The organism is Thermobacillus xylanilyticus, from assembly GCF_907165215.1.
Taxonomy (GTDB): domain Bacteria; phylum Bacillota; class Bacilli; order Paenibacillales; family Paenibacillaceae; genus Thermobacillus; species Thermobacillus xylanilyticus.
Genome location: NZ_CAJRAY010000051.1, coordinates 1 through 21,740, shown reverse-complemented (window position 1 = coordinate 21,740; position 21,740 = coordinate 1). Strand labels below are relative to the sequence as shown.

Annotated in this window: 26 protein-coding genes and 1 riboswitch; of the genes, 2 read left to right on the top strand and 24 right to left on the bottom strand. The window is 60.6% G+C overall.

The genetic code is table 11. The annotated features are described in order from the left end of the window. Window positions 1–107: 107 nt before the first annotated feature. The 14 genes from KJQ12_RS11065 to KJQ12_RS11000 all read right to left on the bottom strand — a co-directional run bounded on the left by KJQ12_RS11065 (window position 108) and on the right by KJQ12_RS11000 (window position 12,470). Window positions 108–746, bottom strand: coding sequence for a 50S ribosomal protein L25 (locus KJQ12_RS11065; protein WP_015256461.1), 639 nt, complete (start codon window positions 744–746; stop codon window positions 108–110). 71 nt (window positions 747–817) lie between these two features. Then, a complete protein-coding gene (gene glmU / locus KJQ12_RS11060) occupies window positions 818–2,218 on the bottom strand; it encodes a bifunctional UDP-N-acetylglucosamine diphosphorylase/glucosamine-1-phosphate N-acetyltransferase GlmU (protein ID WP_213484718.1) in 1,401 nt (466 codons plus the stop codon). Between the two features lie 148 nt (window positions 2,219–2,366). Then, the gene (spoVG, locus tag KJQ12_RS11055; RefSeq protein WP_015256463.1) at window positions 2,367–2,654 is read right to left on the bottom strand and encodes a septation regulator SpoVG; all 288 of its coding nucleotides are present in this window, start codon (window positions 2,652–2,654) and stop codon (window positions 2,367–2,369) included. Between the two features lie 118 nt (window positions 2,655–2,772). Beyond that, a complete protein-coding gene (locus tag KJQ12_RS11050; RefSeq protein ID WP_213484717.1) occupies window positions 2,773–3,177 on the bottom strand; it encodes a RidA family protein in 405 nt (134 codons plus the stop codon). A gap of 154 nt (window positions 3,178–3,331) precedes the next feature. Continuing rightward, window positions 3,332–4,159, bottom strand: a complete 828-nt coding sequence (gene purR / locus KJQ12_RS11045) for a pur operon repressor (protein ID WP_213484716.1) — start codon at window positions 4,157–4,159, stop codon at window positions 3,332–3,334. Between the two features lie 83 nt (window positions 4,160–4,242). Then, window positions 4,243–5,097: a 4-(cytidine 5'-diphospho)-2-C-methyl-D-erythritol kinase gene (ispE, locus tag KJQ12_RS11040; protein WP_015256466.1), complete on the bottom strand. Its 855-nt coding sequence runs from the start codon at window positions 5,095–5,097 to the stop codon at window positions 4,243–4,245. A 170-nt stretch (window positions 5,098–5,267) separates the two neighbouring features. Then, a complete protein-coding gene (locus KJQ12_RS11035; RefSeq protein ID WP_015256467.1) occupies window positions 5,268–5,459 on the bottom strand; it encodes a small, acid-soluble spore protein, alpha/beta type in 192 nt (63 codons plus the stop codon). Between the two features lie 81 nt (window positions 5,460–5,540). Beyond that, window positions 5,541–5,816 (bottom strand): biofilm formation stimulator Veg, encoded by a 276-nt coding sequence (gene veg, locus KJQ12_RS11030; protein ID WP_015256468.1) that lies wholly within the window; start codon window positions 5,814–5,816, stop codon window positions 5,541–5,543. A gap of 142 nt (window positions 5,817–5,958) precedes the next feature. Continuing rightward, window positions 5,959–6,876: a sporulation peptidase YabG gene (gene yabG, locus KJQ12_RS11025; RefSeq protein ID WP_213484715.1), complete on the bottom strand. Its 918-nt coding sequence runs from the start codon at window positions 6,874–6,876 to the stop codon at window positions 5,959–5,961. 59 nt (window positions 6,877–6,935) lie between these two features. Next, complete coding sequence (gene rsmA, locus KJQ12_RS11020; protein WP_244860573.1) at window positions 6,936–7,838, bottom strand: 16S rRNA (adenine(1518)-N(6)/adenine(1519)-N(6))-dimethyltransferase RsmA; 903 nt, start codon at window positions 7,836–7,838, stop codon at window positions 6,936–6,938. Beyond that, a complete protein-coding gene (gene rnmV / locus KJQ12_RS11015) occupies window positions 7,835–8,398 on the bottom strand; it encodes a ribonuclease M5 (protein WP_213484714.1) in 564 nt (187 codons plus the stop codon). The genes rsmA and rnmV overlap by 4 nt, the downstream gene beginning before the upstream one ends. A 209-nt stretch (window positions 8,399–8,607) precedes the next feature. Then, window positions 8,608–9,753 (bottom strand): resuscitation-promoting factor, encoded by a 1,146-nt coding sequence (locus KJQ12_RS11010; protein WP_213484713.1) that lies wholly within the window; start codon window positions 9,751–9,753, stop codon window positions 8,608–8,610. 241 nt (window positions 9,754–9,994) lie between these two features. Further along, window positions 9,995–10,195: riboswitch (cyclic di-AMP (ydaO/yuaA leader) on the bottom strand. Between the two features lie 168 nt (window positions 10,196–10,363). Beyond that, complete coding sequence (locus tag KJQ12_RS11005; protein WP_015256473.1) at window positions 10,364–11,143, bottom strand: TatD family hydrolase; 780 nt, start codon at window positions 11,141–11,143, stop codon at window positions 10,364–10,366. Window positions 11,144–11,177: 34 nt separating this feature from the next. Then, window positions 11,178–12,470 (bottom strand): HD domain-containing protein, encoded by a 1,293-nt coding sequence (locus KJQ12_RS11000; RefSeq protein ID WP_213484712.1) that lies wholly within the window; start codon window positions 12,468–12,470, stop codon window positions 11,178–11,180. 282 nt (window positions 12,471–12,752) lie between these two features. Between KJQ12_RS11000 and KJQ12_RS10995 the strand changes: the two genes are divergently transcribed. Beyond that, the gene (locus KJQ12_RS10995) at window positions 12,753–13,007 is read left to right on the top strand and encodes an AbrB/MazE/SpoVT family DNA-binding domain-containing protein (RefSeq protein WP_015256475.1); all 255 of its coding nucleotides are present in this window, start codon (window positions 12,753–12,755) and stop codon (window positions 13,005–13,007) included. Between the two features lie 171 nt (window positions 13,008–13,178). Here the strand turns inward: KJQ12_RS10995 and rsmI are convergent, their stop codons facing one another. From rsmI to KJQ12_RS10945, 10 genes are all read right to left on the bottom strand, one after another. Next, on the bottom strand, window positions 13,179–14,147 hold the full coding sequence (gene rsmI / locus KJQ12_RS10990) for a 16S rRNA (cytidine(1402)-2'-O)-methyltransferase (RefSeq protein ID WP_213484711.1): 969 nt from the start codon (window positions 14,145–14,147) through the stop codon (window positions 13,179–13,181). Next, complete coding sequence (locus KJQ12_RS10985) at window positions 14,144–14,947, bottom strand: tRNA1(Val) (adenine(37)-N6)-methyltransferase (RefSeq protein ID WP_213484710.1); 804 nt, start codon at window positions 14,945–14,947, stop codon at window positions 14,144–14,146. Before KJQ12_RS10985 ends, rsmI begins: the two co-directional genes overlap by 4 nt. 176 nt (window positions 14,948–15,123) lie before the next feature. Continuing rightward, window positions 15,124–15,495 (bottom strand): initiation-control protein YabA, encoded by a 372-nt coding sequence (locus KJQ12_RS10980; RefSeq protein WP_213484709.1) that lies wholly within the window; start codon window positions 15,493–15,495, stop codon window positions 15,124–15,126. 29 nt (window positions 15,496–15,524) lie between these two features. Further along, window positions 15,525–16,331, bottom strand: coding sequence for a PSP1 domain-containing protein (locus KJQ12_RS10975; protein WP_015256480.1), 807 nt, complete (start codon window positions 16,329–16,331; stop codon window positions 15,525–15,527). 4 nt (window positions 16,332–16,335) lie between these two features. Continuing rightward, window positions 16,336–17,313 carry a DNA polymerase III subunit delta' gene (gene holB / locus KJQ12_RS10970; RefSeq protein ID WP_213484708.1) on the bottom strand — a complete coding sequence of 326 codons (978 nt, stop codon included), beginning with the start codon at window positions 17,311–17,313 and terminating at the stop codon, window positions 16,336–16,338. A gap of 20 nt (window positions 17,314–17,333) precedes the next feature. After that, entirely contained in the window at window positions 17,334–17,777 is a 444-nt protein-coding gene (locus tag KJQ12_RS10965; RefSeq protein ID WP_213484707.1) for a YaaR family protein, read from the bottom strand. 106 nt (window positions 17,778–17,883) lie between these two features. Further along, the gene (locus KJQ12_RS10960) at window positions 17,884–18,213 is read right to left on the bottom strand and encodes a cyclic-di-AMP receptor (RefSeq protein WP_015256483.1); all 330 of its coding nucleotides are present in this window, start codon (window positions 18,211–18,213) and stop codon (window positions 17,884–17,886) included. Between the two features lie 39 nt (window positions 18,214–18,252). Continuing rightward, window positions 18,253–18,906, bottom strand: a complete 654-nt coding sequence (gene tmk, locus KJQ12_RS10955) for a dTMP kinase (RefSeq protein WP_213484706.1) — start codon at window positions 18,904–18,906, stop codon at window positions 18,253–18,255. A 13-nt stretch (window positions 18,907–18,919) separates the two neighbouring features. Continuing rightward, window positions 18,920–20,422: an aminotransferase class I/II-fold pyridoxal phosphate-dependent enzyme gene (locus KJQ12_RS10950; protein WP_213484705.1), complete on the bottom strand. Its 1,503-nt coding sequence runs from the start codon at window positions 20,420–20,422 to the stop codon at window positions 18,920–18,922. A gap of 104 nt (window positions 20,423–20,526) precedes the next feature. Continuing rightward, window positions 20,527–20,712, bottom strand: a complete 186-nt coding sequence (locus tag KJQ12_RS10945) for a sigma factor G inhibitor Gin (protein WP_213484704.1) — start codon at window positions 20,710–20,712, stop codon at window positions 20,527–20,529. Between the two features lie 227 nt (window positions 20,713–20,939). On the opposite strand from KJQ12_RS10945, the gene KJQ12_RS10940 reads away from it, so the two are divergent. After that, the gene (locus KJQ12_RS10940) at window positions 20,940–21,473 is read left to right on the top strand and encodes a transposase (RefSeq protein WP_213484703.1); all 534 of its coding nucleotides are present in this window, start codon (window positions 20,940–20,942) and stop codon (window positions 21,471–21,473) included. Window positions 21,474–21,740 lie beyond the last annotated feature (267 nt).

Sequence of the window (21,740 nt, the reverse complement as noted above, 5' to 3'; positions counted from 1 at the left end):
GCCAGCCCCCATTCCGGACTTTCACCGTAGAGATGACGCCCATGCCGGGCGTACAACGAAGCTGCCTGCCGCTGCGGGCGGACAGGCAGCTCGCTGCCGTTCGGTATTCAGGATCGTGCCGCCGTTTTCTCTTCTGCGCCGCTGCGGTCCGTCTCCGCGGCATTCGCCTCCGGTTCGGCCGGTTCCGCGTCATCTTTCTGCGGAGCGAGCACCGTCACGACGACAAGCGACGGGTCGGTCTTCACGAGCACGCCCGGCGGAACCTTGAGGTCGCGGACGACGAGACTGTCTCCGAGCTTAAGCCCCGAGACGTCCACGGGAATCGCGTCCGGAATGTCGGCGGGCAGACATTCGATCTCCAGCTCGTGCAGCAGCATCTGAACGATGCCGCCTTCCTTCTCGGCCGGCGATTCGCCGGCCGGTTCCAGGGGCGCGTGCGTGCGCACGGGCGTCTTCAGGTCGATCTCGCGCAGATCGATGTGCAGCACGTTGCGCGTCAGCGGATCGCGCTGCACGCCGGCCACCATGACCGGTCTCGTGTCCGAACCCGCCATTTCAAGATCGAGCACCGCGTTCGGATGATGGCGGAGCAGCGCCAGCAGCTCCTTCTCCTCGACGGCGATCGGCGTCGAGCCGCTCGCCTTGCCGCCGTACAGATTGCCCGGCACTTTCCCCTGATCGCGCAGCCGGCGCAGTTCGCCCTTCGGGCGCGTCGGCCGCTCTTCCGCTTTGATCGTCGGCGTCATCGGGAAACCTCCTTCGCACAGGTTTCCCTATAGTGTTCCCTTTTCCAGCCTTCACCATGCACCGGATCGGATCAGTTCTGGCCCGAGCGCTCCTTCTTCGCCCGCGCCCGCGCGCGGAGACGCTCGGCGTAGCCTTCCTTGTTGACCTGCCGCTCGCGCGCGATTGCCATGTCGTTCGGCTTCACGTCCTGGGTGATCGTCGAACCGGCGACGACATAGGCGCCTTCGCCGATCTTCACCGGCGCGATCAGATTGACGTTGCTGCCGATGAAGGCGCGGTCGCCGATCTCGGTGACCGATTTGTTGTAGCCGTCGTAGTTCACCGTAATGGCGCCGCAGCCGATGTTGACATCCCGGCCGACGACGGCGTCGCCGACATAGCTGAGGTGCGACACTTTCGTGCCTTCGCCGAGCGACGCGTTCTTCAGCTCGACGAAATCGCCGATCTTGCAGCCCGCGGCGAGCTTCGATTTCGGGCGCAGGTTCGCGTACGGCCCGATCGAACATTCGTCGCCGACCTCCGACTCCAGCAGCACGGAGTGGCGGATCGTCACGCCCCGGCCGACGACGGAATCGGTGATGTCGGCCTGCGGGCCGATGACGCAGTCTTCGCCGATGACGGTCCGGCCCCTCAGCACCGTACCCGGGTAGATGACGGTGTCCGCGCCGATCGCGACATCCGCTTCGATGTACGTGGCCGCCGGATCGATGATCGTCACGCCGGCTTCCATGTGCCGGCGGTTGATCCGCTCCCGCATCAGCCGCTCGGCCTCGGCCAGGGCGATGCGGTCGTTGACGCCGGCCGCCTCGGCCGGATCGGGCGTCCGGTAGGCAGCGACTGCTTCGCCGGCCTCGTGCAGAATGCCGATCACGTCCGTCAGGTAATATTCGCCCTGCGCGTTGTCATTCTTCACCTTGCCGAGCGCGTCGAACAGCTTCCGGTTGTCAAAGCAATAGGTGCCGGCGTTGATTTCCGTGATGTTCAGCTCGTCTTCGCTGCAATCCTTGTGTTCGACGATGCGCTCCACGCTGCCGTTCTTTCCGCGGATGATGCGTCCGAGACCCGACGGGTCCGGGACGACCGCCGTCAGCAGCGTCGCGGCGGCGCCGCTCCGCTCGTGCGCATCCAGCATCGCGCGGATCGTCTCCGGCCGGATGAGCGGTGTATCGCCGCAGACGACGATCGTCGTGCCCGCTTCCCCGCCGATCAACTTATCGGCCTGCAATACCGCATGTCCGGTGCCGAGCTGCTCGGCCTGCAGCACGCATTCGGCGCGGTCGCCCACGTAGGCTTGCACCTTCTCCGCCCCGTGTCCGACGACGACAATCGTCCGTTCGCAGCCGGCCGCGGCCGCTGCGTCCAGCACATGTCCGACCATCGGCTTGCCGCAGACGGGGTGCAGCACTTTGTGAAGTTTCGATTTCATTCGTTTCCCCAGTCCAGCCGCAAGCACGACCGCCATTCTCTTCATGTCCGTTTTCCTCCCGAGTTCGTTCCTGCGCTTCGCTGCGAAGCGTATCTCCCTCGACTATACACTTGCTTCGGACAAAAGAAAAGAGAGCCATCGGCCCTCTTCTCCCGATCATCTGAATACGCTATCAGTCCATCGTGCGTGTCCATCATGCACCTTCTTCAATCGCCGCTTCTTCTTCAGCTGCCGCCCGCTCGTATTCCGCCAGCACGGCGGATTGGATCTTCTCCCGCGTCGACGAAGAGATCGGATGTGCGATATCCCGGAATTCTCCGTCCGGCGTACGCTTGCTCGGCATGGCCACGAACATGCCGTTATTGCCGTCGATGACCCGAATATCGTGAACAACGAATTCGTTGTCAATCGTGATCGAGGCAATCGCCTTCATTCGGCCTTCGGAATTCACGCGGCGGAGTCTCACATCGGTAATTTGCATTCTGTTCACCACCTTTGCCTACCAAAAGACTTGGTGTAATATTCCACAAATTGCGCCGAAATCCTTCTTGTATCTGGAAATATTGTTGCGGGTTGACTAACTTTTTTTTAACTGACAATTACCGCTGTTTTTCGCCATCGGGAACGGCGGCGATCAGCTCGATCTCGACCTTGACGTCCCGGGGCAGACGGGCGACTTCCACCGTCGAACGCGCCGGCTTGTGATCCCCGAAATACGAGGCGTAGACGGCGTTGAACGCGGCGAATTCGTTCATGTCCTTGAGGAAGACGGTCGCTTTCACGACATCGGACAGGCTGCAGCCGGCCGCAGCCAGCACCGCCTGCAGATTGCGAAAGACCTGATGCGTCTGTTCCTCGATGCCGCCTTGCACCGGTTCGCCTTCTGGCGTAAGCGGAATCTGGCCCGAGGTGAAGAGCAGATTGCCGAACCGGACGGCTTGCGAATACGGGCCGATGGCGGCGGGGGCTGCTGTGGTCGAAATGATGGTCGGTCGTTGAGACATGTTCGCGCTCCTCCTTCATGGTTTCCCTATTGGAATGGTAGGGTTAATAAGTATGCCAAAGGGCTGCATCCCGGCGACCCGCAACGCGGGCCCGTCCGCAACCGCTTGCATATGGACAAACGCGGCACCGCCCGATCAGGCGATGCGCGCCTCCTCAATCGTCGAAGTAGTTCCCCGGAACAACCGTTGTCTGCTTCGTCTTCAGGTCGACATGCGTCAATCTCGCCAGCGACACGTAATCATGGAACAACCGCTCTTCGGCGCCGACTTCACCGGATTCGACGAACACGCCGACGCCGGCGACTGTTGCGTCAAACTCCGCGAGCAGGTCGATCATGCCCTGCACCGTGCCGCCCGCCTTCAGAAAATCGTCGATGATGAGCACCCGCGACTGTTCGCGCAGCGCGCGCCGCGCGAGCGACATCGTCTGGATCCGCTTCGTCGAGCCCGACACGTAATTGATGCTGACTGCCGAACCTTCGGTCACTTTGTTGTCGCGCCGCACGATGACAACCGGCAGATTCAGGTGCATCGCCGTTGCATAGGCCAGCGGGATGCCCTTCGTCTCGACCGTCATGATGACGTCGATCTCGCGGCCGGCGAACGCGGTCGCGAACATGCGGCCGACTTCGCTCATGATCGCCGGCTGGCCGATCATGTCGGTCATGTACAGATAGCCGCCGGCGAGCACCCGTTCCGGCTGCTCCAGCTGGCGGCAGATCTCGCGGATGACCGCAAGCGCGGCCTCTTTCCTGACGGTCGGAATATACTTGACACCGCCGGCGGCGCCGGCCAATGTGTGCAATTGCCCGATGCCTTCTTCTTCGAAAACTTCCTTGATGATGGCCAGATCTTCGCTGATCGATGATTTCGCCGATTGATAGCGGTCCGCAAATGCTGTCAGCGAAATTAACGTGTGGGGGCGTGCCAACAAGTATTGCGTCATTTCGACCAGCCTGGCGCTTCGCTTCAACTTCCTCACGGCCTTCACCCCCGTATGAAATCCGAATGATATACTGACAATATATCATTTTCATACGGTTTTTTGCAAGTGACTGCTCAAGTTTATGTCAGCATTCTTGCCACGAACACGTCCTTGCAGAATCCGCGGAGCCCGTTGTAAATGCGCGGCACCTTCGCTTCCTTCGCCACCAGGCCGAACACCGTGGGGCCGCTCCCCGACATCAGCACGCCGTCCGCCCCGAGCCGCTGCATGATCTCCTTCAGCCGGCGCACTTCGGGATGGCGCTCGAGCGTCACCGTCTCGAGCACGTTGCCGAGCTCGGCGCACATGTCGCGGAACGAGCCGGCCTCGATCGCTTTGACCATCCGTTCGAGCGACGGATGCTGCTTCACCTTCTCCAGCCGAAACTGCCCGTACACGTCGGCCGTCGACACGTTGAGCTGCGGCTTCGCCAGAATGACCCAGCATTGCGGCGGACTCGGCAGCTGTTCGAGCTTCTCGCCCCGCCCGCGCGCGATCGCGGTGCCGCCGCGCACGCAATACGGCACGTCGGAGCCGAGCTCGGCCGCCAGCTCGAGGAGCTCGGCGTCGGACAGATTCAGCTGCCAGAGCCGGTTCAGCCCGCGGAGCGCGGCCGCCGCGTCGCTGCTGCCGCCGGCCAGTCCCGCAGCCGCCGGAATGTGTTTGTCCAGATGGATGTAGACGCCTTTCTTCACGCCGTACCGGTCCTTGATCAATCTCGCCGCCTGGAACGCCAAATTTTTCTCGTCCAGCGGGATGTATCCGGCCTGGCTTGACAGCACGATCGCATCCCGGGGCAATTCCTCCATTTCGAGCCGATCGGCCAGGTCGACCATCGTCATGACCATTTCGATTTCGTGATAGCCGTCTTCCCGCTTGCCCAGCACGTCGAGCAGCAGATTGATCTTGGCCGGCGCTTTCTCGTAAATTTTCACGCATTCACCACCGTTCGTCGCACCCGCTCGTCCTTGAGTCCTTCCCAATTATAGCATCGGTTTCCGCCAAATGCGAAAAACGGCCGGTCCTGTCGGCGGGCGCAAATGCGAAAAGCGGCCCGCGCGGCGCTCATCGCGCCTGCAGGCCGCTCTGTTTTGTCCGATATTCGTCACGACGGTCGGTTGCCGCGATTCGCCAGCGCCTGTTCCGCAAGCTGAATCGCCCGTTTGACCATGTTGCCCGCATCTTTCGCCCGGATGCCGCCCCAGCCTTCCTTGGCGACGGTACCGTAGAATCCGAGTTCCTTCGCCAGTTCTTCCTTGAGCTGCTGCGACATCGCGCCTCGTCTTCTGCGGCCCATGACGGGGTCCTCCTTCCGCGCGAATCCGCGTTGTGATGAAGGATAGTATGCCCCGGTCCGGGCGGATCATACGGCGGTGCGTCAATGCTGCATGTAAGCGATCCGCACCTGTCCTTCGTCGCTGACGACGGTCACCTCGACGGTCTCCGTCAAAATATCGGCATAGCTGTAAGACACGCGTTTGAAAGCATGTTGTTCCTGGTCAAGCTTCACGATAAAAACAGAAGGGTAGGTCTCTTCCAACACGCCGGTCCGCTCGATCGTCTTGCGGCGTCCACCGTTGGCTCGCAGACAGACTCTGGAACCGACGTGCGCTTCCAGACTGCGTCGGATTTCGAGCAGCGCATTCTTCGCCATCGTCACTACCACCTCTTTCCTTGTCCATTATACATGAAAAGAAGCGGCAGTGTCAAATGAAGAAAATATTATAACAACACTATAAAACGGTTGTCAACAGTCTATTATCCCTTTTTATGAATGTCCGCAATCCGACATGATTTTATGCACCGTAAGCCGGAACGACCTTCTTCGCATTCCACCCCGGACGCGGCGTTCCGAGCCGGCGCTTGCCGAACGTCTCGACGCCGCCCATCCCTTCCGCTCCGCATATCGTGCCGCGGATCGCTTCGGTCAGATGGATCGGCTCGCGGAACGGCGTGCGGCTCGCCTTGATCGCCACGACGACCGGGTCGAGGGCGTGGATCATCACCCGCCGCGGCGAGCTGGCGAAGTTGGCCCCGGCCATGAGCAAAGCTTCGAAGTGCGACTGGCAAGCGCCGGCGACGATGATCAGGTTGTCCTTGTTCGGTTCATAGGCGCGGGCGGCGCGGACGGCCTGCACGAAATGGACGGAGTTCTTGTAGCTGCTGAGCGGGCGGAGACTGGCGTAGGGCCGGTTCTTGAGGACGCCGTCGTGTCCCGTGATCACGACGATGTCGGGCCGCACCTGCGGCAGAAGCCGGCCGATCACCTCCGGCATCACCGATTCGTGGCAGTGGATGCAGTCGGCGGGCACATTCATCTGGGCGTACAGCGCCATGCTTTTGCGCAGATATGCGCCGTCCCCGTCGAGATGCAGGACACGGCCGGGCATCTCGAAATACCCGCCCGGCGGGTTCGCGGTCTCCTGGCGGTATGCTTCCGCATCGTCCACGGACTCCGTGTCGGAGCGGAAGCTTTCCGCCTCCCCCTCCTGGCGCCGGAAGCGTCTGAGCGATTCGTGCTCTTTGATTTTCGCCGCCACGGCGGCGCTGCTCGTTTCGGGCTGCCGGACGACGACAAGATCGGAGAGCGGAGCGTCGGCCAGCAGACGGTAGTCGACACCCTTCAGAATGGCCGTCTGCCGGACGATGGCTTCAATGCGGAACAGGATGTCGCCGCCGTACGATTTTCGCACGACGCAATCCCCTTGCTTCATGGGCTGATCACCTCTTCCGTCTATCCTATGGAAGGGCGGCCCGTCTGGTGTTCAGCCAGTTATGCCGGATGTTCGGCCAGCTTGTTGGCAAGCGCCGCGAATTCTTCGAGCGACAGCGTCTCGCCCCGCCGGCCGGGGTCGATGCCGCAGGACGCCGACAGCGCGGCAGCTTCCTGGCGCCGCTCCTTGCCGAGCAGCGCGGTCAGGTTGTTCGCCAGCGTCTTCCGGCGCTGGGCGAACGCCGCGTGCACGACGCGGAAGAACATCGCTTCGTCCGTGACGTCCACGGGCGGCCGGGCGCGCAAGGTGAGGCGCACGACGGCCGAGTCGACGTTCGGCGGCGGCACGAAGACGGTGCGCGGCACGGTGCACACGACCTCCGGCTCCGCGAAATAGCGGACCGCGACGCTGAGGCTGCCGTATTCCTTGCCTCCGGGCGGCGCCGTCATGCGTTCGGCCACTTCCTTCTGCACCATCACGACGATATGTTCAAGCGGCAGCCGGTCCTCCAGCAGTTTCATGAGGATCGGCGTCGTCACGTAGTACGGCAGATTGGCGACGACGCTGACGCGTTCCAGACCGGCGAACCGTTCGGCAATCAGCTGCTTCAGATCGAGCTTCAGTGCGTCGCCGTGCACGATCTCCACGTTGGCGCAAGGCGCGAACAGTTCCTCCAGAATCGGGATGAGCCGCCGGTCCAGCTCGATCGCCGCCACCTTGCCCGCGGCCATGGCGAGCTGCTCGGTCAGCGCCCCGATGCCCGGACCGATCTCAAGCGCGCCCTTCGATGGTCCAAGCTCGGCCGCATCCACGATTTTGCGCAGCACATTCGCGTCGACGAGAAAATTTTGCCCGAGTGCCTTGCGGAACGTGAAGCCGTATCGCGCGATGATTTCGCGCGTCCGCTTCGGCGTGCCGATGTCTCCCGCGGGCCGGCTCATTCGCATGCCGTCCGTCATCATCCTGCTTCCCCCTCTCCGCCGTCCATGGCGGCAAGCGCTTCGGCCAGCTCCCGCTTCGTGATGCGGAGCATCCGGCAGCGGCGGAAAAACTGCTTGCCGTTCGCATAGCCGATGCCGAGCCGTTTGCCGAGCTCCCGGCGCCGCTGAGCCGCTTCCGGGTGGACGATGAGCCCCGCCTCCATCAGGTCATCCCACTCGACAACATCCGCTCCGGCTTCTTCCGCCGGCCGCTCGGTCCGAACGGCGGCAAGCGCCTGCCGGATCGCTTCCGGCGTCGCGTGCTCGACGCCGAACTTGCCGCCCCGCTCCGCCTGCTCCTGCGGCAGGAACGCATGCTTGCAGCCCGGCACGCGGTCCGCCACGATCCGCCGGATCCGTTCGCCCGCATGATCGGGGTCGGTGAAGATGATGACGCCGCGGCGCGCTGCGGCCAGTTCAATCCGGCGAAGCACTTCCTCGCCGATTGCCGAGCCGCCCGTCTCGATCGTGTCCGCCTCAACCGCGCGCTTCACGGCGGCGGTGTCGTCCTTGCCTTCGACGACGATAATTTCCTGGATCATGTCGCATTCCTTTCCCAAGCCCGGTAAACGGCTCGTCCTCTTCATGATGATGGCCGCAGCTTCGCCCCGCTATGCGCCTCCGCAACGACAAGAAAACCCCGGCGCGGCATCCGCGGGGATGCCGCACAGAGGTTTCCAGCCGCTCAAGCATAATTGCGGTGATGAATCCATAGGATGAATCACGGGCACGCCCGGCGGCAGCCGCAGCCTCAGCTTGCCGTCGGCTTGTTCGGCCCGATCACGTAGACGGTGTAGCCCTTCTTCTTGCCGAAGCGCTCCGCCTTCGTCTCGCTGTCGTAGTAAATGTCGATCTTTTTCCCTTTGACCGCGCTGCCTTTGTCTTCCGCACGCCGGAATCCGATGCCTTCGATGTACACCCACCAGCCGAGCGGAATGACGTCCGGATCGACGGCGATCGTCCGGCCTTCCTGCACTTTCGTGCCGGAAGCCGTAATGCCGTATTGCGGATGATCCTCGGTCTTGCCCGTCGACTCGAAACCGGCGGAATACGCCGTCAGCGTCACGTTCTTGAGCACTTTCTTCGCCTTGAACGTCACGCCTTCACGCGTGACCTTCGTTGCCGTCTCCGATTCGGCGGACAACACGGCCGCTTTCGGCTCCGGCTTCTTCGTGCCGACGGCGACGATCTGATCCTGCTTCTCCGCCGACACCGTCTTCGTCAGCAGCCGCGAATTTACGTACACGCCGTTCTCGAACGTTTTCTCGACAAGATTGACGACGACGCCGTCCTTGCCGTGCTGAATGACCTTTTCCTTGCCTTTTTCCAGATTCGGGTCGTCCTTCTTGACGACCGCATACGGTATGACCTCTTCGGTTTGCACCACGTGCTTGTCGACGCGCACCACTTCAATCGTCATGTCCGGCTCGAGTGCCGCGCCCGGCGAAGGATACACCTTGTCGTCGTCGCGCAGGTCGACGCCCGCTTCGCTCAGGGCCGCCTGAACCGTATGGCGGGTCGGATACACCTTCACCGCCTTGCCGTCGGCGACCACCGTGACCGGCACCGCCTGGTTGATGACGATCCGGTCGCCATCCTTGATCGCCGCGTTGAGCGGTTTCGACACCTCGTCGTTCGGCCCGACCTCGATGTCGAGCTCGTCAAGCAGCTTTTCCAGCACCCATTGCTTCGTCGTGACGATACGTTCCTCGCCGTCCACGACGACCGATACCTGTTTGTCGGCCGTGCCGTAGAGCAGCACCAGCAGCATGAAAGTCATGGCGATTGAAAGAATTGCGCTCAGAAGAACCAGACGTACGTTCTCATGCTTCCAACGCATTGCGAAGTTCATGCCGGATGATCGTGATCCATGGGATTCCGGAAGGAACTTTCCCATGTCTTCGGTCCTCCTTACATTGCTCGCCGCCTTAGGATGATGCATGATACGATTGACGCGAACGTTTTTGTTTTCAGAATCGTGCTGTCGTTCCAGATTCACGCCCCGTCGTCTGTCCGTCTTCCTGGAGAAACCTATGTCGCCGGTTGCCACAATATTCAAAAAATAAAGCCGCCGACAGAGGATCCCATCGTGGCTTCGAAGAGGATAAATAAAACTTCGGACTGTCAAAGCACGAGACGATCACTCTCAAATACGCCTGCGGAGTTAGCTGACGGGTTCGGGCCGAGAGCCGCCCTATGACCTTTCGCCGCTTCGGATCGCGCGTCCGGTCAATTCACCCCGATCGAATTCAGCGGTGCCGGCAATCCGCATTGTCCGGTTGCCGCTGACTGGTTCCCCCGCTCTCCCGTCCCCCCGGGAGATTCAGCGTCTGGAAATGTTCAACTCTCAGCAAAGTTCTGTGAGACATCATACCCCCTCGAGTTGCGCGTTGTAAAGGACGTTCGAAATGCGATTTTCGCGTTATTTTCGGTTTAAAGCTCATTATCGGAGATTTTCTCGCGGGTAATGCCACTTTTTTTGCAAGCAAAATCATTGTTTCAACGGTTTAGACCGACTTATCTCGAATTCGGAAACAATTCAGAGTATTCTGTCCCGTGATTTTTACCAGTTCCTGTAAGTCAATTCCCTTAATTTTGGCGGCCGCCTCCGCGACGTAGGACACGTAAGCGGACTCGTTTCGTTTTCCACGATAAGGTTCCGGAGTCAAATACGGGCAATCCGTTTCGATCATGAGCCGGTCGAGCGGCACCTTGGCCAGCACCTCTTTCGGCACCCGCGCATTCTTGAACGTGACGGGGCCGCCGAACGAGATGTAGAAGTTCATGTCCAGGCACATCTTCGCGATTTCCCAGCTGCCCGAGAAGCAGTGCATGACGCCGCCGACTTCCTCGGCCCGCTCTTCCCGGAGCAGGCGTACGACATCTTCGTGCGCGTCGCGATTGTGGATGACGATCGGCAGGCCGAGCCGCCGCGCGAGCCGGATCTGCTCGCGGAACACTTGATGCTGCACTTCCTTCGGTGACGTGTCCCAGTGATAGTCGAGGCCGATCTCGCCGATCGCGACGACCTTCTCGCGCGCCGCCAGCGATTCGATCCATTCCAGATCGCCCTCGCGCATGTCGATGCTGTCGACCGGGTGCCAGCCGATGGCCGCGTAGATGAAAGAATGGCGCTCCGTCAGCTCGAGCGTCGTCGGAATCGTCTCGCGGTTGAAGCCGATGTTGACGATCAGTTCGACGCCGGCTTCCCTGGCGCGCCGGATCACATCTTCCCGATCGTTGTCGAACCGATGGGAATCCAGATGCGCATGCGAATCGATCAACATGTCCAAATCTCCTTCCGGGATGCCCGGGCCGCCTTCACAACATGCCAATCAGCCGCCTGATGTCGGACGGCAATCGGTCCCGGTGTTTCAGCAGCATGTCTTCCGGGTAATAAAGATGATGTCTGCCCCTGTGTATGCCGGCGATCGACCGGACGATCTCGGAGCGGTCGGCGATGTCCGTCAGCTCGTCGTGTTCGCCGAGCAGCAGAATCGGCTGCGCTCCGGGACCGCTGTCGCCGCCCGGACGGTATATATGATACGGAAGATCGTAGGGGTAATCAATTTCGAGATGATAGGACGGATTCAGCCCGACATCCAGAAGCGCCTGCCGCGCGCGGTCCAGGAGCGCTTCGTCCGGCTCGTCCATCGTTGTATATTTATACAGCCTGCGGTGGAGAAACCGCCGGCACAGGTCCGCAAGCAGCGGATCTTTCTCGTCCGTCCACATCATGAACTGCGTCTGGACCAGAGGCTCGTCCAGCCGGAAATAGTCGTCGGCGGTCATTTCGCCGTCGAACAGGCGCTTGAGCGGCTCGAGCAGGGAATCGAAGCGCCAGCCGCCGCGGTACAGTTCTTTCGCCCGGCGGAAAATTTGCCGCAGCACGATTTCCGAACTGCGCGTCACGGGATGGAAATAAACTTGCCAGTACATCTGATACCGCGACATCAGGTAGTCTTCGACCGCATGCATCCCGCTCTCTTTGACGACAATCCGGCCCTTGTGGGGGCGCATGACGCGCAGAATTCTGTCGATGTCGAACGTGCCGTAATGCGTTCCGGTATAATAAGCGTCGCGCAGCAGAAAATCCATCCGGTCGGCATCGAGCTGGCTGGTGACCAGGCTGACGACGATCGGTTTCTCGTGTGTCCTGCGGATGACCGAAACGATCCGCTCCGGAAAATCGTCGGAGACGCCGCGCAGCACGCGGTTCAATTCCGTGTCTTCGAGCAGAAGGCGGCAGGTCCACTCCTCGTGGTGCGTGTCGAACACGGCCTCGATCGAATGCGAGAACGGCCCGTGACCGACATCATGCAGCAGCGAAGCGCACAGCGCGGTCAGCCGCTCTTCCTTCGGCCAGTCCGAATCGCCGAGCCGCTCGAATTGGGAGATGATCCGGCGCGTAATCTCATAGACGCCGAGCGAATGGGAGAACCGGCTGTGCTCGGCGCCGTGGAACGTCAGATAGGACGTGCCGAGCTGGCGGATCCGGCGGAGCCGCTGAAACTCCTTCGTATTGATGAGGTTCCAGATAATCCGGTCTTTGACATAGATGGATTTGTGAACAGGATCTTTGAACACTTTCTCTTCGGGCAATTCGTGGTGCACGCGCGTCACCCCTTTCGAAATTCGACAGTCCCTTCACAAAATTGTCGAATTTGTCGATCTGTGTCGAATTATCTCCTGATGTCCGAAGAACGCCCCATTTCCTCGCCTGAACCGGATTTTCATCGGTTTTGCCGGGTGTTTCCCGGGTGTTTCTTAGAAATGGAGGCGTGAATTTCCTGTTATTTTCTGTTGACTATTATGGGAATGGTTGGTACTATAATTAGCAGAAAAAGTTGAACTATGTCGAATAATGTTGAATCGCTTGAGAGGAGCAGAATCGCTATGATGAAATCGACAGGCATTGTACGCAAGGTCGACGAACTGGGCCGTGTCGTTATTCCGATCGAACTGCGCCGCACGCTCGGCATCGGAGAGAAGGACGCCCTTGAAATTTATGTCGACGGGGAACGCATCATGTTGAAGAAATATGAACCCGCCTGCATTTTCTGCGGCAATGCCGAGAATGTCACGTACTTCAAGGGCAAGATCGTCTGCCACGAGTGCATCTCCGAGCTGCCCGTGCCCGCCAATTCCTGATGGCGTCCGGCCGCGGACGGCACAGTGAAAAACTCGTGAAAAAAAAGTGTCACTTTTACGAAAAATAGGTTATAATAGAAAAGAAACTACCTCGATAATTCTAACCTTTTTTATACTCCTTGCTGCCTTCCCGCGCCGGGCTGCCGGCCGGGAAGGTTTTTTTTTTTGCCCTCAAGGCTTGTCCTCTAATGGCCCGTCCGCTTCGGCCAGAAGCGCCGCGTAGATGTCGCGCTTCTTCAGCCCGCGGTCGGCCGCCGCCCGCTTCATGGCTTCCTTGCGCGACATGCCCTGCCGCTCGTAATGGGCGACATGCTCGGCGGACGTCATCCGCGCCCACCATTCGCCGGCCGGGTTTTCCGCCGCCTCCCCGGCTTCGGACTCCGCCGCTCCTTCGATGACGAGGCAGCATTCGCCCGCCGGCGGATGCGCCGCGGCGTAATCCCGCACATCGGCGACCGTGCCGCGCAACGCTTCCTCGTGGCGCTTCGTCAGTTCGCGCACGAGCGCCATGCGGCGGCTTCCCCACCGCTCGGCCAGCGCAGCCAGCGTCTTCTGCACGCGATGCGGCGATTCGTACAGAATGAGCGTGCCCGGCTCCGCTTCCAGGCTGTCCAGGAACCGCTGCATCCCCTTGCGGTCGCGGGGCGGAAATCCGGCGAACAGGAACCGGTGCGTCGGCAGCCCGGAGATGATGAGCGCGGACACCGCAGCGTTCGCGCCGGGAATCGGCACGACCGGGATGCCGCGGGCCGCCGCTTCGGCCGCCAGTTCGGCGCCCGGATCGGAGACGGCGGGCGTGCCCGCGTCGCTGACGAGCGCGATGCTGAGCCCCTCTTCCAGCATCCTGAGCAATTCCGGGCCGCTCGCATCCCGGTTATGTTCATGGTAGCTGACCAGGCGGTTGCGAATGTCGAAGTGCGTCAGCAGCTTGCGGGTCTGGCGCGTATCTTCGGCCGCGATCAGATCGGCCTCCTTGAGCGTGCGGATGGCGCGCATCGTCATATCTTCCAGATTGCCGATCGGTGTCGCCACGAGATAGAGCGTGCCGGGCCGCTCGCGATCGGCGAAGCTCCGCTGGACCTGCACGGCCTGCCGCTCCCGCTGCCGGTCATCCGGCTTTCCGTCCGGCTTCCCGCTCACGTCCGCTCCTCCTCCGCCGCGGCGGGTACGCCCGCCAGCTCCGTTTTTCTTCCATAAAATATATGCAGCAGCTCGTCCGTATATCGTCCGTCCGGTTCGTAGACGATGAGCGGCGGTTCAAGCCGGAGCTCCGGCCTGCCGTCCTTCAGCGACTCGATCAGCACGATGTTCGCTTCCGCCTCCTGCTTCGGGTGGACGAGCCGCATCCGCTTCGGTTCGAGCCGGTGGCGGCGCAGCGTCTCGATGATGTCCGCCAGCCGGGACGGACGGTGCACCATGGTGACGCGCCCGCCGCTTCTGACCGCCGCCGCGCATGCCGCCGCGGCGTCGTCCAGCGTGCACCCGATTTCATGCCGCGCCATCGCTTTGTGGATGTTCTCCTTGTACTCTCCGGATCCACGCGGCAGATACGGGGGGTTGATCGTGACCGCATCGTAGGCGCCGCGCACATCGGCGCGCTTCGACCATTCGCGCAGATCGGCTTCGATGATCGTGATCCGGTCCTCCAGGCCGTTGAGCGCCACGCTTCGCCGCGCCATGTCCGCCAGTTTCGGCTGAATCTCGACGCCGTCAATCGACGCCGCCGTCCGCGTCGTCAGAAGCAGCGGCACGACGCCGTTGCCCGTGCACAGGTCGACCACGCGGCCTCTGGCCGGCACGCCGGCGTAACGGGCGAGCAGCACCGCGTCGAGCGAGAAGCTGAACACTTCCGGGCTTTGAATGATTTTCAAGTCTTGCGTCAGCAGATGGTCGAGCCTTTCGCCGGGCTCGAGCATCGGCTGCGCGTCAGGCCTGTTCATGTCGGGAAGTCGACTCCTTGCCTTTCCATCCGGTGGAAAATAACGTTCTTACCATAAGCTTAATGAACAAACCCGTTTCTTGCAAATGTACAGGGACCGGTCCGGCGAAGCAAAATATGGCTGCCCGCCGCAGCGCTCAAGATTGCGCCGCCGGCAAGCAGCCGTCAGGGTATCCATTATTTATGAAGAAAAGCCAGGCAGAACAAACAGTCGCCCTCCGTGCGGAGGTGACCGTAATAGACATTGCAGATGTGAAATCCTTCATTATATAGACGGGCAAGATTATCGTAGCCTTCGCCGACGTGCACATGGCTGTCTTCTTCGAGCCGGTCGGCGGATGCTTCCTCCGCGAGTCCCGCAGCCAGTTCCGCCCGGACCGTCGCCGCACTCGTCTTCAGCAGCTTGCGAAGCTGTTGATTCTCAATGCTGAGTCTTTTGTTCTCTTCGATGAGCGACTTGATGTTCCGCTTGATGTCGGCCGTCTCCCTCAGCATCTGCCCGAGAACGGCCTCCATGCGTTCGACTTGATCGAACAGGTCTCTCGTCACTGTCCCACCTCGGCACCCGCGACTTGGCGTTATGCTTTCACGACACAGTCGTCGAACGGCAGCTCCTTCGGCTTGCCGCCCGATTCAAACAGCTGGACGTACAGCGTGCGGGCAGCGGCGTTGATGGCCGTCACCTTGCCTTCGCCGTAAGAGGTGATGACGATTTTGCCGACGGCGGGCATTTCCTCGCGCACGCTCTCATAATGATCGTGCTCAAATTTCAGGCAGCACATCAGCCGGCCGCACAATCCCGAAATCTTCGTCGGATTGAGCGACAGACTCTGATCCTTCGCCATCTTGATCGACACCGGCTCGAAGTCGCCGAGCCAGGACGAACAGCAAAGGATGCGTCCGCAAGGCCCGATGCCGCCGAGCATCTTCGCCTCGTCGCGCACGCCGATCTGCCTGAGCTCGATCCGGGTCCGGAAGACGCTGGCCAGATCCTTGACCAGCTCGCGGAAGTCGACGCGGCCTTCGGCGGTGAAGTAGAAAATAATCTTGTTTCGATCGAACGTATATTCGACATCAACGAGCTTCATGCCCAGCTCATGCTGCTTGATCTTCTCGAGGCAAATGGCGAATGCCTGCTTCGCCGCCGCTTCGTTCTCGCGGACGACCCGGGCGTCGGCCTCGTCCGCGATGCGGATGACCCGCTTCAGCGGCAGCACGACATCCGACTCGTCCACCTGTCTCCGGCCGATGACGACCTTGCCGTATTCGATTCCCCGCGCCGTCTCGACAATGACGTGCTGATTCGTCTCGACCGGGTAGTCCAACGGGTCGAAATAGTAAATTTTGCCCGCTTTCTTGAAACGGACACCGACGACATTGTACAAGGATTCAGCCCCCCTGAATCTTCACTAGGTGCTGCTCGAGGGCAAGCTGCGGCGATACGTGGGCACGGATGCGTCTGCCTGCTTCAAGCGTATGCTCCATGCATGCGACCCATTCATGCGGTTTGCGCATGAACGCATGCTTGTCCATCCAGCCGAGTTCGTCTGCGAAGACAACCTGCTCCCGCCTGCCGATCTGGACGTTCAGCAGATCCCGATACCAGAGCGCCAGCAGCGCGAGAACGGTTTCGATCCGGTCCGCTTGCAGACCGTTCTTGAACGCTTGTCCGATGCTGACCATCGCGGCGGATAATCTGCCCAGGCTGTCTTTCCCCAATTGTATCACCAGCTTTCTCGTTTCTGCAAACCCCTCTTGCTGGATAATCGCGCGGCAGGCGTCGATTCCGGAGGCCAGGTGCACCGCTGCCCGGGCAAGAAGCGGCGGATGGCCCTCGGCAAGCAGCTTCTCGAGCATGACTTGGGGAGGCAGCGGGAGGAAAGGAACGAATTGGGCGCGTGAGCGGATGGTCGGGAGAATCGCCTGCGGATTTTCGGTGAGCAGAATGGCGACGACAGGCGACGACGGCTCTTCGAGAAACTTGAGCATGCTGTTGGCCGCCTGCGGCGTCATCGTCTCCGCCCGTTCCATGATATAGACCTTGCGCTTCGATTCCTCCGACCGGTACGACAAGTCGCGCTGCAGACCGCGGATCTGGTCGATCTTGATCGCCGCGCCGTCCGGCTCCACGAGATGCAGATCCGGCTCATTGCCGTGTTCGATCTTCCGGCAAGCCAGACATTCGCCGCACGCATCCGGCCCGCCGGACGTGCAGAACAGCGCCTGCGCGAAGGCGAGCGCGGCCTGTTTCCGCCCCGTCCCCGCGGGACCGCCGAACAGATAGGCGTGGGAGACATTGCCGGTTCTTATGGCCGCCTGGAGCAGTTTCACCGCTTTCGGCTGGCCGGTGATGTCGCTGATTCGCATGGCGTTACCGATCCTTTCCGTCAGAACAGCAGATTCATCAGCAGTCCGCGGATTTCGCCGATTTTGTCGAGAAGTTCGAGCCGTCCTTCCTCGGTCTGCAGCAATTCTTCGCCCATGCTGACCAGGACGGCATCGACCTCTTCGATCAGCTTGTAGCGCTTGACCCGGCCCCTCCGGTCCCAGCCGCGGGTCTCCTTGAGGCCGATGCCGCGCCTGACCGTATCCTCGAGGAACCGTTTCACCATCTGACGGTACAGCATCAGCTCGCGCACCGTCATGTTGCGGGCCAGCCGTTCCCCTTGCTGATGGATGTCGTTCAGCATCCGCTGCAGCGCTTCCTGCGTTCTGGCCGTTTCCTGCTCCTGCATGAAATCGGCGAACGATTTGGGCGCCGCCTGACGCTGGACGGTGTCCATCCGCGTCCGGTCTTGTCCGACTGTGCGGTATCCGGGATTGATTTTCATCGCGTTTCCTTCCCATGTATGGAGTAAAGCTGCTTTTTAGCCCAAGCAAAGAGCATGACGGGTCATGCTCTTCACCGGACGATAAATGGTTGCGTCATGCGGGTGATCAATAATGCTCAAACCGTTCGACGGGAAGCACGAACACCGCCGCGCCTCCGACCTGCACTTCGACGGGAAAAGGCATGTACGAATCGGTCGAACCGCTCATCGGAGATACCGGCGTCACGAGCTGATCGCGGATTTTGCAGTTGTTCCGGATGACGCGCAGAACGTCTTCCACCCGTTCGTCTTCAATTCCGATCATAAAAGTGGTATTTCCTGCACGAAGAAATCCTCCGGTGCTCGCCAGCTTCGTTGCGCGGAATCCTTCCTGAATGAGGGCGGTGGACAGCCGGTTGCTGTCCTTGTCTTGCACAACGGCAATGACAAGTTTCATGCGTATCCCTCCCTTGGTTGGATGTGTACCTATTTTATATTATTTGACGCGGAAATGTGAAAACCCTTTAAGTCGTTTTTCCGTTTCTTCCAGTGCCTGCGCAAGCACCTGTTGCGGCGGCTGCTCCGCGTTGATGGTCACGATTCGCTCGGGATGGCGCTGCGCCAGCAGCAGATAGCCTTCGCGCACTTTCTGATGGAAAGACAAGTCCTCCAGATCCAGCCGGTTGATCTCCCTTCCGCCGGCCGACCGGATCCGTGTGAGGCCGACTTCCGGCCTGACGTCCAGATACAGCGTCAAATCCGGCATGAGATCGCCGATCGCGAACCGGTTGATCGACCAGACCTCCTCCATGCCGAGCCCGCGCGCATGGCCCTGATAGGCGAGGCTGCTGTCGACGAACCGGTCGCACAGCACCGCCGCGCCGGCCGCAAGCGCCGGCTCCACCTTCTGGACGAGGTGCTGCCTGCGGGCGGCCGCATAGAGCAGCGCTTCCGTCCGCGCTTCCATGTCGGTGTGGCCGCGGTCGAGAATCACTTCCCGGATTTTCTCGGCAATCGGAATGCCTCCCGGCTCGCGCGTCGCGACGACATCCCATCCCCGCGTTTTCAGCCAATCGGCGATGCCCTGCAGAATCGTCGTCTTGCCTGCGCCTTCGCCGCCTTCAATCGTCAGAAAAAAGCCTCTGCTCACCGGTTCGTCCCCTTCACCTGTCGTTGTCGCGTCGTTGTTGTGTCATGACCCGGATCGTCCGCATGCCGGCGTCGGGCGCTCCCTGGAAACGCGCGCCCGCCGCAGCCAGCCTGCGGATGGCTGCGACCTGCGCTTCGCGGATCCGTTCGCCCGTATAGAGCAGCGGAATGCCTGGCGGATAAGGAATGACGGTTTCGGCGGCCGTACGTCCGGCCGCTTCTTCAAGCGGTATGGTTTCCGTTTCGTCTTCCGCCGGCGGCATGAACGGAATGGCGAACGGCTCGCCGATGCGATCCTCCGGTTCAGCCGCATAGGCCGCAGTGTCAATCGGTCCTGGACCGGCATCTGTTGCCGGCGGATATCCGGTGATCTCCGCCGAAATGCTGTCCAGCGCCGAAACGAGCTTGTCCGCGTCCGCTGCGGTCGTGCGCGGACCGAACAGCAGCACCGCATAGCGGTCGTCGGCCATCTCGGCCCAGCATCCCTGCTCCGCCAGCAATTGTTGAAGCCGAATGCCGCTGAGCCTGCCGGTCGCATCCCGCAGCACGATGCGCATCGGGTCAACGGCGCTGCAAGCTTCGCCGACGGCCGGCTCCACAATGGCGAACGGGCCGTTTCGTTCAGCCAGCCGTTCCCGGAGGCGGCTTGCCGCCTTCATGCCGCTCTCCAGCCATGCCGGGCCGCAAGCCGCGATCATTGCCCGGGCAATATCGAGCGACGCCAGAATCGGGTAGGATGGACTTGAACTTTGCACCGCCGTCAAGGCGCGCCGAAGCCGGTCCATTGACAACCTGCCCCGGCGCACATGAAGCATGGCGCCCATCGTCAGCGCGGTCAGCGTCTTGTGCGTCGATTGAACCGCCGCATCGGCGCCGGACATTATTGCGGAAGGCGGACAAGCCGGGTGCAGCCCGAAATGCGCGCCGTGCGCTTCATCCACCAGAAGCGGCAGATTCCTGCGGCGGGCAATCTCCGCATACGGCGCAAGATCGACATGCATGCCGTAATAGTTGGGCGTGCTCAGGAATACCGCCTTGGCGTCCGGATAGCGGTCCAGTGCCGCTTCAATGTCAGTTGCCGCAGGGACGGTCGGAAGTCCCGATACCGGTTCGATCTGCGGCGCCACGAAAATCGCCCGCGCCCTCGCCAATGCAATGCCGTTCAGCACCGACTTGTGCACATTGCGCTGCACGATGATCGCATCGCCCGGATCGAGGACGGCGAGCAGCATCGCGAGATTGCCGGCCGTGCTGCCGCCGACGAGAAAGAACGTCTCGTCCGCTCCGAAGCAGCGCGCGGCCAGTTGCTGCGCTTCCCGTATGATGCCTTCCGGATGGTGCAGGTCGTCCGTATCCTCCAGTTCCGTGACGTCTATGCCCATGATGTCCCGGAACAAGGCGAACGGCTCGTCCGGCAGCGCGCGTCCGTATTGATGTCCGGGCACGTGGAAGCTGACCGGGCCGCGCCCAAGCCTGCGTACGAGCTGCGTGTAAAGCGGCGCTTCGAACTCCGGCATCCGCTTCCGTTCCCTCCTCTCCTGTTTCTTCTATAATAAAGGAAGAAACGCCGCGATACCACCGAGCAGCAAAAAAACGGCCGTCCCTTGTCGGATGCAGCCGCTCACGCGTTCTTCTGGACCCAGATTCGTTTCAATTGATGGATGAAGAACGGATATTTCTCGTCCTTCACATCGGTGCGCACCATCTCGGCTTCACAAGACTCACATATAAATTCGGAGATAATCGTGATGCCGAACTCCTTCTCCTGCCCGCAAATGATGCAGCATTGTCGGACGCTTTCCTCCATGCCGACTCATCCTTCCTGTCTTTCTTTCAACTCCCATTATGCCACAATGTCTAGTTCGATATACTTGTTCAAAGGTCTTTTCAAATATTTTGCTTCAATATATGTTTGCCGCAAATATTTGGTTCCATGGGACCATCCGCATTTGCCCGGCAGGCATTCATCCGGCATGCGCCTCTTCCGATATAGTTGGTAAACCCTTTTCAGCATGCAGTTGGAGGAAAAATCCCATGATGCCGCGTCGTCAACAATTGGATGAAAAGGCGACGATCTATCATTATCAGCTCATCCGCCGGATCCCGATACCGCGGGAAGTGAAGATCAGCTACCTGCTCATCGCCGCGCTGTTCGGCGTGCTCCAGGGCGGCCTGTACGGCACAACCGGCATTCTCTCCTGGATGATCAGCCTCATCGGCGTGGAGCTCGTCCATTTCGTCATTATCCGGCTGACCTTGATTCGCGTCGATGAACCGGAATTCCGGCGTTTCCGGTGGAGCGTGAATGCGCCGTGGATCGGTTATGTGCCCGTCCAGCATATCGAACACGGCCTGTTCCGGCGCCTGCACCGCCATCTGCTTTGGTTCGGACTCTGCGTCATCGCGGTTGCTTATCCCTGGGTGCACGAATCGTTCATGATCAGCCTCATCTGCTGGCATCTGTGGACGCTTGCCCCGCGTTCGGTCGTCCTGCGCAAGATCCGCGGACTGCGGCGAGACGGCGTCTTGAAGCTGCAGCCCACGGATTGTTCCGTCTACTACCGTTGACGGTTATTTGATGGATGCCGTAAGCTTGAAATACCTGGACACATTTCGTCCAAAGGTTCTCCATTTATTGAATGCACAATCGGATTTCTTGTTTACGCGATGACACGGAGTATCGCGAATTTCAAGAACTCGCCCCTTTCGACTCCTGAAAAAAACCAGGCCCGTACTGCCCTGTTGCAATACGAGCCTGGTTCATTAATTATGTAGGGTTTGCACCCTGAAAACCGGATGCGAATGAAATGTTGAATCAAGCTGATGGAATTTAGG